This window comes from Pseudomonas sp. S2_E02, from assembly GCF_054668355.1.
In genome coordinates this window covers 3,506,033-3,519,915 of record NZ_CP162761.1, presented here as the reverse complement: position 1 = coordinate 3,519,915, position 13,883 = coordinate 3,506,033, and the positions used below count along the sequence as shown (strand labels likewise).

The 13,883-nt window shown below is 59.0% G+C and carries 15 protein-coding genes and 1 pseudogene; 5 read left to right on the top strand and 11 right to left on the bottom strand.

Annotation, left to right across the window (positions count from 1 at the left end):
• Window positions 1–120: 120 nt before the first annotated feature.
• The 4 genes from AB4O01_RS15755 to AB4O01_RS15740 all read right to left on the bottom strand — a co-directional run bounded on the left by AB4O01_RS15755 (window position 121) and on the right by AB4O01_RS15740 (window position 2,858).
• Window positions 121–1,419, bottom strand: coding sequence for an NAD(P)/FAD-dependent oxidoreductase (locus tag AB4O01_RS15755; RefSeq protein WP_016986237.1), 1,299 nt, complete (start codon window positions 1,417–1,419; stop codon window positions 121–123).
• 63 nt (window positions 1,420–1,482) lie between these two features.
• Complete coding sequence (locus AB4O01_RS15750; protein ID WP_007909875.1) at window positions 1,483–1,656, bottom strand: DUF3094 domain-containing protein; 174 nt, start codon at window positions 1,654–1,656, stop codon at window positions 1,483–1,485.
• A 51-nt stretch (window positions 1,657–1,707) separates the two neighbouring features.
• Window positions 1,708–2,235 carry an MOSC domain-containing protein gene (locus AB4O01_RS15745; protein WP_116255860.1) on the bottom strand — a complete coding sequence of 176 codons (528 nt, stop codon included), beginning with the start codon at window positions 2,233–2,235 and terminating at the stop codon, window positions 1,708–1,710.
• On the bottom strand, window positions 2,232–2,858 hold the full coding sequence (locus tag AB4O01_RS15740; protein WP_007909887.1) for a DUF1780 domain-containing protein: 627 nt from the start codon (window positions 2,856–2,858) through the stop codon (window positions 2,232–2,234). The genes AB4O01_RS15745 and AB4O01_RS15740 overlap by 4 nt, the downstream gene beginning before the upstream one ends.
• A gap of 130 nt (window positions 2,859–2,988) precedes the next feature.
• Between AB4O01_RS15740 and AB4O01_RS15735 the strand changes: the two genes are divergently transcribed.
• The 3 genes from AB4O01_RS15735 to AB4O01_RS15725 all read left to right on the top strand — a co-directional run bounded on the left by AB4O01_RS15735 (window position 2,989) and on the right by AB4O01_RS15725 (window position 4,423).
• The gene (locus AB4O01_RS15735; RefSeq protein WP_099757211.1) at window positions 2,989–3,456 is read left to right on the top strand and encodes an FAD/FMN-containing dehydrogenase; all 468 of its coding nucleotides are present in this window, start codon (window positions 2,989–2,991) and stop codon (window positions 3,454–3,456) included.
• Window positions 3,453–4,142, top strand: coding sequence for an energy-coupling factor ABC transporter permease (locus tag AB4O01_RS15730; RefSeq protein ID WP_099757210.1), 690 nt, complete (start codon window positions 3,453–3,455; stop codon window positions 4,140–4,142). Before AB4O01_RS15735 ends, AB4O01_RS15730 begins: the two co-directional genes overlap by 4 nt.
• 65 nt (window positions 4,143–4,207) lie before the next feature.
• On the top strand, window positions 4,208–4,423 hold the full coding sequence (locus tag AB4O01_RS15725; RefSeq protein WP_007959584.1) for a hypothetical protein: 216 nt from the start codon (window positions 4,208–4,210) through the stop codon (window positions 4,421–4,423).
• A gap of 6 nt (window positions 4,424–4,429) precedes the next feature.
• On the opposite strand, the gene yacG is transcribed toward AB4O01_RS15725, so the two are convergent.
• From yacG to pilB, 5 genes and pseudogenes are all read right to left on the bottom strand, one after another.
• Window positions 4,430–4,630, bottom strand: coding sequence for a DNA gyrase inhibitor YacG (yacG, locus tag AB4O01_RS15720; protein ID WP_095048684.1), 201 nt, complete (start codon window positions 4,628–4,630; stop codon window positions 4,430–4,432).
• The gene (gene coaE / locus AB4O01_RS15715; RefSeq protein WP_460089006.1) at window positions 4,627–5,250 is read right to left on the bottom strand and encodes a dephospho-CoA kinase; all 624 of its coding nucleotides are present in this window, start codon (window positions 5,248–5,250) and stop codon (window positions 4,627–4,629) included. Before coaE ends, yacG begins: the two co-directional genes overlap by 4 nt.
• Window positions 5,247–6,118: pseudogene (locus AB4O01_RS15710) on the bottom strand (prepilin peptidase). The gene coaE and the pseudogene AB4O01_RS15710 overlap by 4 nt, the downstream one beginning before the upstream one ends.
• 1 nt (window position 6,119) lies before the next feature.
• Window positions 6,120–7,337, bottom strand: coding sequence for a type II secretion system F family protein (locus AB4O01_RS15705; protein ID WP_460089005.1), 1,218 nt, complete (start codon window positions 7,335–7,337; stop codon window positions 6,120–6,122).
• 2 nt (window positions 7,338–7,339) lie between these two features.
• Window positions 7,340–9,040: a type IV-A pilus assembly ATPase PilB gene (pilB, locus tag AB4O01_RS15700; protein WP_460089004.1), complete on the bottom strand. Its 1,701-nt coding sequence runs from the start codon at window positions 9,038–9,040 to the stop codon at window positions 7,340–7,342.
• Window positions 9,041–9,266: 226 nt separating this feature from the next.
• Here pilB and AB4O01_RS15695 point away from each other — a divergent pair, with 226 nt between their 5' ends.
• Both AB4O01_RS15695 and AB4O01_RS15690 read left to right on the top strand, forming a co-directional pair.
• Window positions 9,267–9,698 carry a pilin gene (locus AB4O01_RS15695; RefSeq protein ID WP_093434881.1) on the top strand — a complete coding sequence of 144 codons (432 nt, stop codon included), beginning with the start codon at window positions 9,267–9,269 and terminating at the stop codon, window positions 9,696–9,698.
• Between the two features lie 295 nt (window positions 9,699–9,993).
• Window positions 9,994–10,350, top strand: coding sequence for a BON domain-containing protein (locus AB4O01_RS15690; protein ID WP_093434884.1), 357 nt, complete (start codon window positions 9,994–9,996; stop codon window positions 10,348–10,350).
• Between the two features lie 285 nt (window positions 10,351–10,635).
• Here AB4O01_RS15690 and AB4O01_RS15685 read toward each other — a convergent pair whose 3' ends face one another.
• Together AB4O01_RS15685 and AB4O01_RS15680 are read right to left on the bottom strand one after the other, a co-directional pair.
• The gene (locus AB4O01_RS15685) at window positions 10,636–10,932 is read right to left on the bottom strand and encodes a DUF2845 domain-containing protein (protein WP_093434887.1); all 297 of its coding nucleotides are present in this window, start codon (window positions 10,930–10,932) and stop codon (window positions 10,636–10,638) included.
• Complete coding sequence (locus AB4O01_RS15680; protein WP_460089003.1) at window positions 10,932–13,880, bottom strand: DUF748 domain-containing protein; 2,949 nt, start codon at window positions 13,878–13,880, stop codon at window positions 10,932–10,934. The genes AB4O01_RS15685 and AB4O01_RS15680 overlap by 1 nt, the downstream gene beginning before the upstream one ends.
• Between the last annotated feature and the right edge of the window lie 3 nt (window positions 13,881–13,883).

The following is a 13,883-nucleotide window of genomic DNA, read 5'->3' as shown; positions in this document are numbered from 1 at the left end:
ACAGATCTTTCGATCAACACAAAACATTGTGGGAGCGAGCTTGCTCGCGAAAGCGTTCTGTCAGTCAATGTTGCTGCGACTGATCAAAAGCTTTCGCGAGCAAGCTCGCTCCCACAGGTTTTAGTGCAGTTTCAGGCGTGGCTCGGTGCCACGACCAATCTTGCTGCCCAGCATCAGCATCGCCGTGCGGAACGGCCCGTACAGCGCCATCTGGTGCATGCGATACAGCGACACGTAAAACATCCGCGCCAGCCAGCCTTCGAGCATCACGCTGCCGGTCAGATTGCCCATCAAGTTACCCACCGCCGAAAAGCGCGACAACGAGATCAGCGAGCCGTAGTCGGTGTACTTGTACTCCGGCAAGGTCTTGCCTTCGATGCGCAGTTTCAGCGATTTAGCCAGCAGCGACGCCTGTTGGTGTGCGGCTTGGGCGCGCGGCGGCACATTGCGATCGGTACCCGGTTGCGGGCACGCGGCGCAGTCACCGAAAGCAAAGATGTTCTCGTCGCGGGTGGTTTGCAGCGTCGGCAGCACTTGCAGTTGATTGATGCGGTTGGTTTCCAGGCCGTCGATGTCCTTGAGGAAACCCGGCGCGCGAATGCCCGCTGCCCAGACTTTCAGGCTGGCCTTGATCTCGTTGCCATCGGCGGTGATCAGGCTGTCGGCGGTCACTTCGCTGACCGAAGCGTTGGTCATCACGTTGACCCCGAGTTTTTCCAGGGTCTTGTGCACCGGCCCGCTGATGCGCTCCGGCAGGGCGGGCAACACCCGTGGACCGGCTTCGATCAGGGTGATGTGCATGTTTTCCGGTTTGATCCGGTCCAGGCCATAAGCCGCCAGTTCATGGGCGGCGTTGTGCAGTTCTGCCGCCAGTTCAACGCCTGTGGCGCCAGCACCGACAATCGCCACGCTGATCTGCTCGACCACATCGGTTTGCCCAGCGTGTGCACGCAGATAGTGATTAAGCAATTGCTGGTGGAAGCGCTCGGCCTGTTTGCGTGTGTCGAGGAACAGGCAGTGCTGCGCCGCGCCCTGAGTGCCGAAGTCGTTGGTGGTGCTGCCGACGCTGATCACCAGCGAGTCGTATTGCACTTCACGTGCAGGCACCAGTTCTACGCCGTTTTCGTCGTAGGTGGCGGCCAGCTGGATTTTCTTCTGTGCGCGATCGAGCCCGCTCATGCGCCCTAGCTGGAACTCGAAGTGGTTCCATTTTGCCTGGGCAACATAGTTGAGTTCGTCTTCGGAGGAGTTCAGCGATCCGGCGGCCACTTCGTGCAACAGCGGTTTCCAGATGTGCGTCAGGTTGGCGTCGACCAGCATCACACTGGCCGTGCCGCGCTTGCCCAGAGTCTTACCCAGACGGGTAGCCAACTCCAGACCGCCGGCGCCGCCGCCGACAATAACAATACGATGGGACATGGGGATAACTCGCAAGGTTTTTAAAGGAAATCGGTGCGGTTACCCAAGCGAGCGCCAAGCTGCTCATAGCGTCAGGTAACTGATAAATCGGCTCAACAGGCCAAGACCAATGGTCACTGCCAGCACCAGCACGAGGAGCATCCACGGCCGGAAAGGCCGGCGCTCGACTCGGTGTTGGGACAGTTGCAGGTACTCTTCGACATGTTTCTGGTCTTCGGGGTTCAGGCGGCTGGTCATATTTGCCTCGTCAGGTAGACGTTGCTGAATGGGCAGAAGCTACAGCGGTTTTTATCCGGGGTTGAACGCAGCATAGCCGCTGTCCGGAACCGGTTCGACGCTCACCCGGTCTTCGAGGCGAATGATCCCGCTTTGTAACACCCGCGCGGTAATTCCGCCATGGCCGCGCACCGCTTGAAAGGTGCCCGGGCCGAGGTTGTTCTGCAGGCGTGCGCAGGGCTGACACCAGCCCGTGGTTTCGAATATTGCCTGACCGATACGAAAGCGCCGACCCTTGAGACTAAACAAATTGATACCGCTGATAACCAGATTACGGCGCAGATCTTCAGGCTTGACCGGCTGATCGTGCGCACGCCCCATCAATGCGCTGATCACCGCCAGATGCTCCCACTGGATCAGCGTTACCTGGCGCGCATTACGCACACCGGGGCGCGCATGATCGCCGGTCAGCCCGGCCTCAAGTCGCGCCTCCACGGCATCCAGTTCGATCATCGGCCCACGGGAATCAGGGCGCACGCCAATCCAGCGCACACACCCGGTCTGTGGCACATCGGCAATCAATTGCTGAAGTGGCGTCACAGGCTGATCCCGACGTCGAAGACGATGCTGCGGCCGAGGTTGCTGCGCAGAAAGTCCGGCGCATCCGGGTGGGCGAACAGCACGCGGGCGAAGGTCGGGCCGACGAGGGACAGCGAGCGCCAGCCTTGGCGCAGGTATTCAGTAGGCGGGGGGAAATGGCTGTTCAGATCCAGCACCTCACGTTTAAGACTGGCGAAGGCGATGATATCCAGTTCGCCCAGATCCATGCCGCGTTCCTTGTAGTTATGCGCTTTCTTGCGCAAAGTCGGTGCCAGTCGCAGCAGGAATTCATTGGCCGGAATCCGTTTCGGCTTGGCTTCGCGGCGCACCAGTTGGCTGAGGGAAAAGGCGCTGCGTCGTCGCTGCAATTCATCGCGCCATTCGTCGTTGAGCCGACGGCCCTCGTCGAGCACGAAGAACACCTCGAAATTGGCATCGCGAAACAATACGTCCGGCGGCTCGCCGGCCGGCGCGAATTCGTCGGCGCGGTAGGGAATGTTCAGGCCTTGCAGCAGGCGCTGGCAGACCCAACGCTCACGCTCCCATTTGCGGGCATTGGACAGAAAGGCGTTGGCCTGCTCGGCCGCGATGGTCAGCAGGCGTAAATAATCTGAGTCATCCATAAGCCCAAGCTTAGCGTTCAAATGCGACAAGCTGAAAGCGTTCCGCGGCAAAGTGCATCAGTGGGCAGTGGAGAAGGGCGGTGTAGACTCATGGAAATCGATTATTTGCGCCAAACCGTGAGGACTCATCGTGAAATTTCGCTGGCTGCTGCTGTTTGCTGTTTTTCCGCTGTGTGCCCATGCGCTCGAAACCGGTGAGCGTCTGGCTCCCTGGACGTTGCTCGATCAGTACGAGCAACCCTTCACCCTCGATAACAGCACCACCACGCTGCTGGTGGCACGGGATATGGACGGCGCCAAGCTGATCAAGGAAGCGTTGAAGGACCAGCCCAAGGGCTATCTGGAGGCCCGTCACGCGGTGTTCGTTGCCGACATCCAGCGCATGCCGGCGCTGATTGCCAAAATGTTTGCCGTACCGGCCATGCGCGACTACCACTATCGGGTCATGCTGGATCGAGAAGGACGGGTTGCGTCGCGCTATCCCGGCGCGGAAGGCCAGGTATTGTGGTTGCAACTCAAGGACGGTCGATTGCTCTCGCAACGTGAGTACGCCAACGCGGGTGACCTGCGCGAGGCACTGGAGAAGGCGCGCCCATGATCGGCGTCGACGTGCTGGCGACCGAAAGTCTATTGCTGGGCTGGCTGATTTATCTGCCGGTGCTGCTCTGGGCGATCGCGCGTGCGCCGTGGGTCGAGTTGTTCAGCGACAGCCGGCGTCAGCATCTGCTGTTCGGCACCGTGTTTGCGTTGTTTCTCTTGTGGTTGATGCGCAGGGATTTCGACACGGGCGTGTCGTATCACTTCCTCGGTATGACGGCGGTAACCCTGTTGCTGGACTGGCCGCTGGCGATCGTTGGCGGGCTGGTGGCGCAAATCGGCCTGGTGCTGCTCGGGCGTCAGGATCTCGCAGCGATGGGGGTCAATGGCGCCTTGTTCATTTTGCTGCCGGTGCTGGTCACCGAATGCGTGGCGATCCTCGTCGAGCGTGCTCAGCCACGCAATCCGTTCGTGTACATCTTCTGTTCCGGCTTCTTTGCCGCCGCGCTGTCAGCCCTGTTGTGCCTGATCCTGAGCCTGACGCTGCTGTGGTACGACGGCCTCTTCGCCATGCCGGAGTGGCTGGAAGACTTCATCGGTTACGTGTGGCTGATCATTTTCCCCGAGGCGTTCATCAACGGCATGATCGTCAGTGCTCTGGTGGTATTCAGCCCGGAATGGCTGGAGACCTTCAACCGCACACGCTACCTTTCGGCGCCGTGGAAGGACGACGATCCGAAGTCTTGATCCACATCAAACCCGCTGCGCGCGGGAAATTTCATGCTCGCGCAAATCCCTTCAGGAGCAGCGGCATGAGTGTTTACGAGTGGGCCAGGCAGGAAACCCGGCAGAGTCTGGAGATGGCGCAGGAAGTGGGTTTTGACCCGGGGTTGAGTTTGCGCGCCTTGCTCAGTGCGGTGGTGCAGCAGAGCAAGGCCGTGCGCAACGCCGAAGACCTGGCCGACGAGTTGCGCTTTCTGGCGGAAAACCTCGACGACGATCAGGACTACGGCTTTATGCGGCCCTGATCGAGATCAGTGACGCGGATCGAAGTCGCCGGAAAACAGTTCGTCCTCGGCATCCGGTGCGACCGGAATCTTGTGTTCTTCCGACGCCCAGGCGCCGAGGTCGATCAGCTTGCAGCGATCAGAGCAGAACGGCCGAAACTTGTTTTCGGGGATGAATTCCACGGGGGCGCCGCAGGTCGGGCATTCAACGGTGGGGATCTGGCTCATGCTTGGCCTCCGGATAAAGTCAGGTAAAAGTGATGCAGGCGCTCGACCTCGCTGTGCAGCCAGGCGAGGTCGCGGTCGTTGACCACTACGTCGTCGGCGCGGCTCACACGCTCTTCGCGGCTCGACTGAGCCTTGAGGATCGCCTGAACCTGCTGCTCGCTGGTCTGGTCACGCTGCAAGGTGCGTTCGATCTGCAATTGTTGCGGAGCGTCGATCACCAGAATGCGCTGGGTCATCGCGTATTGCCCGGATTCGATCAGCAGCGGCGACACAAGAATCGCGTAAGGCGATTTTGCCTGCGCCAGGTGATGAGCGATTTCCTCGGCGATCAACGGATGCAGCAGGGCTTCGAGCCAACGGCGTTGCTCCGGCACTTCAAAGATCAGTTTACGCAGGGCGGCGCGGTCCAGTGTGCCATCGGCCTGCAGCACACCGGGGCCGAAGTGTTCGGCAATCTGCGCCAGCGCCGGACGCCCCTGCTCAACCACCCAGCGTGCCGCGTGATCGGCATCCACCACGTGGACACCCAGATCAATGAAGTGCTGAGCCGCTGCGCTTTTGCCGCTGCCGATGCCGCCGGTGAGGCCGAGAATCCAGGGTTTTTCCACAGGGGTATTCATTTCAAACCGACAAACTGCCAATAGAAGGCGGTTATTTGACCACCCCAGAGCAAGGCAATCCAGCCGGCAATTGCCAGATAAGGGCCGAAGGGGATTGGCGTCGAGGTTTTTGCTCGCGCAGGCGCAACAAAATCACCCCGATAATGGCGCCGACCAGTGATGACAACAGAATCGTCAGCGGCAGAATCTGCCAGCCGCCCCATGCCCCCAGCAGCGCCAACAGTTTGAAATCACCATGACCGATGCCGTCCTTGCCGGTCAGCAGCTTGAACAGCCAGAACACTGACCACAGCGCCAGATAACCGGCCACCGCGCCCCACAACGCATCGTGCAAGGTTACGAACAGGCCGAAACTGTTGACGATCAACCCCAGCCACAGCAACGGCAACACCAGCACATCGGGCAATAGTTGATGCTCGGTGTCGATCAGACTCATCGCCAGCAGACCCCAGGTGAGGACGATCAGCAGGCACGCCGGCCAACCGAAACCCAAGTGCCAGGCGATGAAGGCCGAAAGCAGCCCACAGGCCAGCTCGGTCAACGGATAACGTTTGCTGATCGGAGCTGAGCACGCTGAACAGCGCCCGCGCAGCCATAGATAACTGAGCAGGGGAACGTTCTCCCACGGGCGAATCCGGTGGGCGCAACGCGGGCATTCGGAGTGCGGCAGCATCAGGTTGTAGATGGGTTGCGAGGCTTCGCCGGGCAAACCGAGCACATCGTGTGCCTGCTGGCGCCAGTCGCGTTCGAGCATTTTCGGCAGGCGCCAGATCAGCACATTGAGGAAGCTGCCGACCACCAGGCCCAGCAGCAGGGCGGTGCCGACAAACGCTAGCGGATACATGGCAAACAGTTCGTCGATAGGCATGTCAGATCGCTGAGCCGAGTTGGAAGATCGGCAGGTACATGGCCACCACCAGCCCGCCGACGATTACCCCCAGCACGACCATGATGAACGGCTCCATGAGGCTGGTGAGGTTGTCGACCATGTTATCCACTTCTTCCTCGTAAAAGCCCGCAACCTTGTCGAGCATGTCATCCAGGGCGCCGGACTCTTCGCCAATTGCGGTCATTTGCACGGCCATGCTGGGAAAGACCCCGGTGCTGCGCATCGAGAAATTCAGTTGCATACCGGTGGACACGTCCTGGCGAATGCGCAGCACGGCTCGCTTGAAGACCACGTTGCCGGTGGCGCCGGCCACCGAGTCAAGCGCTTCGACCAACGGCACACCGGCGGCAAACGTGGTCGACAAGGTTCGAGCGAATCGCGCCACGGCGGACTTGTACATCAGTGTGCCCACCAGTGGCAGTTTCAGCAGCCAGGTGTCTTTGCGATCGCGCAAGGCCTGGGATGTTTTTAGCGCGTGGCGGGTGCCAAAAATCACTGCGACCAGTGCAGCGAGAATCGCCCACCACCATTGCTGCATGAATTCCGACAGGCTGATCACCATCAGGGTGAACGCCGGCAGTTCGGCACCGAAACCGGAAAACACTGACTGAAATTGTGGCACTACTTTGACCAGCAGAATCCCGGTGACAACAGCCGCGACCAGCACCACGGCGGTGGGATAGGTCATGGCTTTCTTGATCTTGGCTTTGAGGCTTTCGCTTTTTTCCTTATAGGTCGCGACGCGTTCGAGCAAGGTGTCGAGGGCGCCGGACTGTTCGCCGGCATCGACCAGGTTGCAATACAACTCGTCGAAATACTGCGGTTTCTTGCGCAGGGCTGCGGCGAAGCTGTTACCGGCCGCGACCTCCTGCTTCACGTCGTCCACCAGTTTGCGCATGGCCGGGTTATCAAAGCCTTCGCCAATAATGTCGAACGACTGCAACAGCGGTACGCCGGCTTTCATCATGGTCGCCATCTGCCGGGTGAACAGGGCAATGTCCCGGGCCTTGATGCGTTTGCCAAAGCTCAGCAATGACGCGGATTTCTTGCGCACCTTGCCGGGGTTGATCCCCTGTTTACGCAATTGTGCCTTGATCAGCGCCGGGTTCTGGCCGCTCAGTTCACCGGTGACTTTGCTGCCTTTTCTGTCCGTGCCTTCCCAGGCATAAATACTGATTTTTGCTGCCTTGACCGCCATGTTCAGTCCTTGGTGACCCGGTTGATTTCTTCAAGGCTGGTGATGCCTTGCATGGCCTTGTGCAGCCCGGAGGTGCGCAGGTCGTCGAAGCCGTCGCGGCGCATCTGCAGGTCGATTTCCAGCGAGTTGCCTTCAGCCATGATCAAGCGTTGCAGCTCCGGTGTGTTTTTCACCACTTCATAAATCCCCACGCGTCCTTTGTAACCGCCGTTGCAGTGATCGCAACCGACCGGCTCGTAGATCGTGAAATGGCCGATGCGTTCCTCGGGGAAGCCTTCCTTGAGCAAGGTTTCGCGTGGGATCTCGATGGCTTTCTTGCAGTGGCTGCACAGTTTGCGCGCCAGGCGCTGGGCGATGATCAGGCTGACCGAGGTGGCGATGTTGAAACCGGGAATGCCCATGTTGTGCAGGCGCGTCAGGGTTTCCGCAGCGCTGTTGGTGTGCAGGGTCGAGAGCACCAGGTGACCGGTCTGCGCGGCTTTGATGGCGATCTCGGCGGTTTCCAGGTCGCGGATTTCACCGACCATGATCACGTCCGGGTCCTGACGCAGAAACGAGCGCAATGCCTGGGCAAAGTCGAGCCCTTGCTTGGGATTGACGTTGACCTGGTTGATGCCTTCCATGTTGATTTCCACCGGGTCTTCGGCGGTGGAGATATTGATGTCGACGGTGTTGAGAATATTCAGGCCGGTGTACAGCGAAACGGTTTTACCCGAACCGGTGGGCCCGGTGACCAGGATCATGCCCTGTGGCTGCTTGAGTGCGGCCATGTACAGATCCTTTTGCTTGGGCTCATAGCCGAGCGCGTCGATACCGATCTGCGCACTGGACGGATCGAGAATCCGGATCACCACTTTTTCGCCCCACAGGGTCGGCAGAGTGTTGACCCGGAAATCGATTGATTTGCTTTTTGACAGGCGCATCTTGATCCGCCCGTCCTGAGGTTTGCGCCGTTCCGAAATATCCAGGCTGGCCATGACTTTCAGGCGTGCGGCGATGCGCCCGGCCAGTTGAATCGGCGGTTTGGCAACCTCGCGCAGGATGCCGTCGGTGCGCACCCGCACCCGGTAGTTTTTTTCGTAAGGCTCGAAGTGCAAGTCGGAAGAACCGCTTTTGATCGCGTCGAGCAGCATCTTGTGCACGAAGCGCACCACCGGCGCATCGTCGGCGTCGAGGCCGCCGATGGCGTCCTGCTTGCTGTCGTCGACGGATTCGACATCGACCCCGTCGAGATCGACATCGGCCATGTCCTCGAGACCGCTGGTGTGGGTGTCGAAGAATTTTTCGATGGCATCGGTAAGTTTGTCGTCCTCGACCAGAATGGCTTCGGTGCTCAGCCCGGTGCTGAATTGAATGTCGTTGATTGCTTGATGATTGCTCGGGTCGGAAATGCCCACGAACAGCTTGTTGCCACGCCGCCACAAGGGCAGGGCGTGATGCTGACGCACGAGTTTTTCGCTGACCAGGCCTTTGGGCTGGGTTTCCTTGTCCAGGCAATTGAGATCAAGCAAGGCCATGCCGAAATGCTCACTGGCAATCTCGGCCACCTGCCAGCTCTTGACCAGTTTGTTCTGCACCAGATAGCTGACCAGCGACAGGCGATTGCGCTGGGCCTGTTGCCAGGCTTGCTGGGCGCCTTTTTCCGTGAGCAGTTCGGCCTGGACCAATTGCTTGGCCAGACCGCTCAGAGCGATGTCATTCATGGGGATTCCGCACGCTTGCCGTTCATGACTTATAGCCTAGTCAAGTGACAGCGCCAAACACGGCGGGTGCAGGTGACAAAAAGTGTCAGATAGTGCGGTTACAGGTTGTAGGAATTGGCGTTGCAAGCGCTTCGCGCCTAATGAACGGGGCTTTGCAGGCATTGGCATGGCCTATGCTCCGTGCCTTGCAGATCATGAGAATTCGACTCATGCATGGAGCGTGTCTATGAAAAAACAACAAGGTTTTACTCTGATCGAGCTGCTGATCGTGGTGGCGATCATCGGGATTCTGGCGACCATCGCGTTGCCGCAGTATTCCAAGTATCAGGCGCGGTCGAAGGTGACGGCGGGGCTGGCGGAAATCAGCGCGCTGAAGGTGCCGTTTGAAGACACCATCAATCAAGGCACTGATCCGACTCTGACCCTAGTCGCGGGCAGTGCCACCGCTGCGACTTCCAACTGCACACTGGCCGCTTCCGGCACGGCATCCACCGGTGCCGGGACCATCACTTGCACATTGCTCAATGCTCCGGGTCCGGTGCTGAGCAAAACCATCACCCTGACACGTTCCTCAGGGACCGGCGCAGGTGTGTGGACTTGTGGTACCACCGTTGCTCCGGACTATTCGCCTAAAGGCTGCACTGCCACCGGTACATAAGCTGACGTGTGCTGGCCAGAATGCTCCGCTCTGCGGGGCATTTTTATTGTCTGGCACTTTACAAAAGCTTCAATAATTTCAGCGCCTTAGGAACTTTCCAAAAAACCGCAACTTGCATGTGAATATTCATCGAGTCATGCATTTTGCATGAATCCGGAATTTTCATATATCTGTAACCTATTGATTTATATACCTTTTGTGTCTTTCAAAAAGTTGGCACAACGTTCGCAACTACCTTGGTAACCCTGCTGACAAGACAACCAGCAGACTTTCCAGAAAAACAGGAGTTACTCGTATGAAGAAGTTCGCTATCACTGCCGCTGCTGCTACCGCGCTGACCCTGACCATGGCTTCCGGTGCATTCGCACAATCCACCCAGGCTACTCAGGCTCCAATGACTCTGGCTGCCGGTGAAGTCACCAAGGCGAAAGAAGCTACTTCCGACACCTGGATCACCACCAAAGTCAAAAGCGACCTGGTTACCGAAAAAGGCATCCCAGGCACTGACATCAAAGTAGAAACCAACAAAGGTGTTGTGTCGCTGTCGTCGACTGTAGCCATTACCGAAGCTCAGAAAACCACAGCCGTTAACATCACCAAGAAAATCAAAGGCGTTAAAGCGGTCTCCGCTGACGGCCTGAAAGCCGAGTAAGGCATGACTTCTCGCCTGGACCGGGAGAAGGCGCGACAGACGGGCCGAGCCATACGTCTGCCGCAACTTTAGAGTTCATGCGAACGGTCACACGGATGTGACCATTACGGGCCCCGGCACTTGTGTCGGGGCCTGTTCTATTTCAGGGACGAAAGAGTCGAAGGGCACCGCAAAACAACTGTGGGAGCGAGCTTGCTCGCGAAAGCGGTATGCCAGTCACAATGGATTTGACTGACCAGACGCCTTCGCGAGCAAGCTCGCTCCCACATGGGTAAGTGATTTGGATCAGTTACCGCGTTTGCTGTTGATCTGCCGCAGGCGATTGCCTTCGAAGCGCAGGTATTGGTACATGCCGTTGCTCGGACCATAGGTCCATTCCTCGACCTGAAACTCCTCGCGGCGGTTGGCGCTGCGCTTGTAACCCAAGACATCACGGCTGACCGGCTCACCACACTTTTGCAGGACTTCGCTGGAACGGTCGCCCAAGCTGATCAGTTGACTGCCGCAGCGCAGGGTATCGGACGCCGAGGCGTGGCTGGCCGCGAAGGTCATTGCGATCAAGGCCAGCCACTGCAGTTTCATCATTCGGCATCCAGGTGCATTTGCGTCACCACGCGGCCATCGCTCTCGGCTTCACCGAGACTGGCGTCGATGAAGTACACGCGGTCGTCTGCCAGCTGGCCTTTATCGACCAGATAATCCTTGATGCTGCTGGCACGGTCCTGACCCAACTGACGCAACAACACCTCGCTGCCACTCCAGAACTTGATCACGCCTTCGCGCATCTTCGCCGTGCGTTCTTCCTTGCCCAGATCCTTCCATTCGGCTGGCGGCTGGGTTTTCAGACGGGTGCGGTAAATGCCTTCGAGCAGTGGACCTTTCTCGTTGTCCGGCACTTGCAGCAATGACGCCTGCGCCGGGACTTTATCGCCGCGACGTTGGAGCATCTTGTAGTAGTTGTACTGGTATTCACGCTCCAGACGCTGCTCGGCGAGCAATGGACCATCGCTGCTCTGCGCGGCAGTGCCCTCGATTTCCAGACGCAGGGCCGGACGCTCCTTCAGCGCTTGAGACAGTTTGATCAGCGCCGCTTCGGCATCCTTGCTCAACTCGCTGGAACCCGGAGCAAACGACACGGTGCCAAGGTCTTGCGAACTGCCACCACTGATCAGCCCGCCAATCATTTTGAAGGGTGCGGCAGCGGCTTTGACGATGAGATTGCGCAGGGTCTGCCAGACAATCGGCATCACGCTGAACTGCGGGTTGTTCAAGTCGCCGGTCACCGGCAACTCGATGGAGATCTTGCCGTCGACGTCCTTGAGCAGGGCTATCGCCAGTTTCAGCGGCAGGCTCACGGCATCCGGGCTGTCGACCTTCTCGCCGAGTTGCAATTGCTCGACCACCACTTTGTTTTCGGCTTTGAGCTGGCCCTTGGTGATCAGGTAATGCAGGTCGAGGTTGAGCCGGCCCTTGCGGATGCGGTAACCGGCGAATTTGCCGGAGTAGGGCGTCAACGTGGTCAGCTCGACACGTTTGAAACTGGTGGCGATGTCGAGGCTGGCCATCGGGTCGAACGGATTGACCGCGCCCTTGATGGTCACCGGTGCATAGCGGTCGACCTTGCCTTTGATGTCGACACTGGCCGGTTTCGCCTGACGGCTGTCGATGGTGCCGATCTGGCCATTGAGTTGCTGCACGGCGGTAGCGAAATTCGGCGTCAGGCTGAAGTCGGCGAAGTTGGCCGAACCGTCGTTGATGGCGATGCCGCCGATGTGAATGCCCAGCGGTTTCTCGTTGCTGGCCGGTTTCGCTGCTGCGCTTTTGGTGCCGCTGTCGGCGGGCTGCGGGATCAGCAGGTCATCGATGTTGGTGGTGCGATCATCGTTGATCATGAACCGCACATACGGCTGGAACAGGTTGACCTTGTCAATCGACAGGCTGTCGCCGTGCTGATAGTTCAAGCCTTCGACCACGACCTGCTGCCACTTGAGGAAATCGCGGGTTTTCAGGGTGTCGAGGGTGTGCAGTTGATCGATCTGCGCGCGCCCGGTGACGCTTAGGGCCAGCGGCTCGGTGCTCTTGAGATTGACCTTGAGATCACTGCCGAGCATGCCGCTGCGCAGTTCCAGGCGAATAAACGGATTGATGTAGGACTGCGCGACGCGCAGGTCGATGTCCTGGGTTTTCACGTTGAGCTGGGCGTTGACCGGGGCGAGATTGACCGTACCGTCAGCCGTGATCTTGCCTTGTTTGCCCACGCCGCTATCGAGCTTGAGCTTGAAGGGCGAGCCGTTGAGGCTGTCGAAGTCTTGCAGATCGACATTCAGCGGGGTGATGTCCAGTGCTACTGCCGGTTTGGCCGAGCGGTCGGCCAGATGCACGGTGTAATTGCGCAATTGCACGTCTTTGAGCAGCACTTGCCACGGTTTGCTCGGCGCCGGTGGGGTTTTCGGCGAGTCGGCAGCTGCCGGTGTGTTCGCCGGTTCGGCAGCCGCTTTGGCAGCCGGTTTCGATGGCTGGCTGGCAAACAGTTTCTGCCAGTCGAGTTGGCCGTCGGCTTCGAGCGCCGCCCAGGTTTCCAGTTTGTTGCTGCGGATCTTGCCGACCACCACTTGTTGTTTGGCCAGATCCACCGAGGCTTCGCTGACGTCGAGGCGTTCGAGTTTCGCCAGTGGCCGCCCGTCCGGAGCCTTGATGGCGAATGGCGCGATGCTCACTGCGACATTGTTCAACTGCAGTTCGGTTTCTTTCGACAGATTGAGTTTGTATTCGCTGCTGAGGCTGATCACGCCGTCTTCGAGTACCAAAGGCACCGAGTCACGCACGTAGGGCCAGAAGGCTTTCATCTTGCCGTCGGTGACTTTCAGGGTGCCTTCGGAGGTGAACGGGATCAGGCTGAAATTGCCGCTCCAATCGATCCGGCCACCGGCGGGGCCGATGGCGACCAGGGTCATGTCGGCGCTGTCTTCGGGCAGGGTGCTGAGGTTTTTCAGCTCGAAGCTGAGATCATCGTAGAGAAACTCGATGGGCTCGCTCGGGCGCACGTCCTCAAAGTGCACGACGCCGCCGGCCAGTTTGATGTTGTCGATGCGCAGCGGGAAGGGCTTGGCGTTCGGATCGGCCGGGGTCGGCTCGCTGGCCGGCACATTGAACAGGCCGAGCAGGTTGAGCTTGCCGTCTTTGGCGAAGAGGATTTCGCTCTTCGGCTTGTCCAGTTCGATGTTGGCCAGATGCAGGGCTTTGGTCCACAGGCTGTCGATTTGCAGGTCGGCGTACAGGCGATCGAAACCGATCTGTTCCTTGCCCGGCTCGCCGATGACCAGCCCCCACAAGGTAACTTCAAGGCTGAACGGGTTGAGCTCGATACGCTGGATATGCGCAGGCACTGTTGCGTAGTTGGCCAGTTGCTGATTGGCCACGCGCAGGGCGATGCCCGGCAAAATCAGAAACCCCAGCAGGCTGTAGAGGGCCAGAGCAGTCAACAAGGCGCCTATCGCGCGAATCAATCCTTTGGGCATGTGCGGCTTCATCTG

What these genes read in the sequence shown, in the direction of transcription:
- AB4O01_RS15755 (WP_016986237.1), bottom strand. Translation starts at nt 1,419, where the DNA reads ATGTCCCATCGTATTGTTATTGTCGGCGGCGGCGCCGGCGGTCTGGAG.
- AB4O01_RS15750 (WP_007909875.1), bottom strand. Translation starts at nt 1,656, where the DNA reads ATGACCAGCCGCCTGAACCCCGAAGACCAGAAACATGTCGAAGAGTAC.
- AB4O01_RS15740 (WP_007909887.1), bottom strand. Translation starts at nt 2,858, where the DNA reads ATGGATGACTCAGATTATTTACGCCTGCTGACCATCGCGGCCGAGCAG.
- AB4O01_RS15730 (WP_099757210.1), top strand. Translation starts at nt 3,453, where the DNA reads ATGATCGGCGTCGACGTGCTGGCGACCGAAAGTCTATTGCTGGGCTGG.
- AB4O01_RS15725 (WP_007959584.1), top strand. Translation starts at nt 4,208, where the DNA reads ATGAGTGTTTACGAGTGGGCCAGGCAGGAAACCCGGCAGAGTCTGGAG.
- yacG (WP_095048684.1), bottom strand. Translation starts at nt 4,630, where the DNA reads ATGAGCCAGATCCCCACCGTTGAATGCCCGACCTGCGGCGCCCCCGTG.
- coaE (WP_460089006.1), bottom strand. Translation starts at nt 5,250, where the DNA reads ATGAATACCCCTGTGGAAAAACCCTGGATTCTCGGCCTCACCGGCGGC.
- AB4O01_RS15705 (WP_460089005.1), bottom strand. Translation starts at nt 7,337, where the DNA reads ATGGCGGTCAAGGCAGCAAAAATCAGTATTTATGCCTGGGAAGGCACG.
- pilB (WP_460089004.1), bottom strand. Translation starts at nt 9,040, where the DNA reads ATGAATGACATCGCTCTGAGCGGTCTGGCCAAGCAATTGGTCCAGGCC.
- AB4O01_RS15695 (WP_093434881.1), top strand. Translation starts at nt 9,267, where the DNA reads ATGAAAAAACAACAAGGTTTTACTCTGATCGAGCTGCTGATCGTGGTG.
- AB4O01_RS15690 (WP_093434884.1), top strand. Translation starts at nt 9,994, where the DNA reads ATGAAGAAGTTCGCTATCACTGCCGCTGCTGCTACCGCGCTGACCCTG.
- AB4O01_RS15685 (WP_093434887.1), bottom strand. Translation starts at nt 10,932, where the DNA reads ATGAAACTGCAGTGGCTGGCCTTGATCGCAATGACCTTCGCGGCCAGC.
- AB4O01_RS15680 (WP_460089003.1), bottom strand. Translation starts at nt 13,880, where the DNA reads ATGAAGCCGCACATGCCCAAAGGATTGATTCGCGCGATAGGCGCCTTG.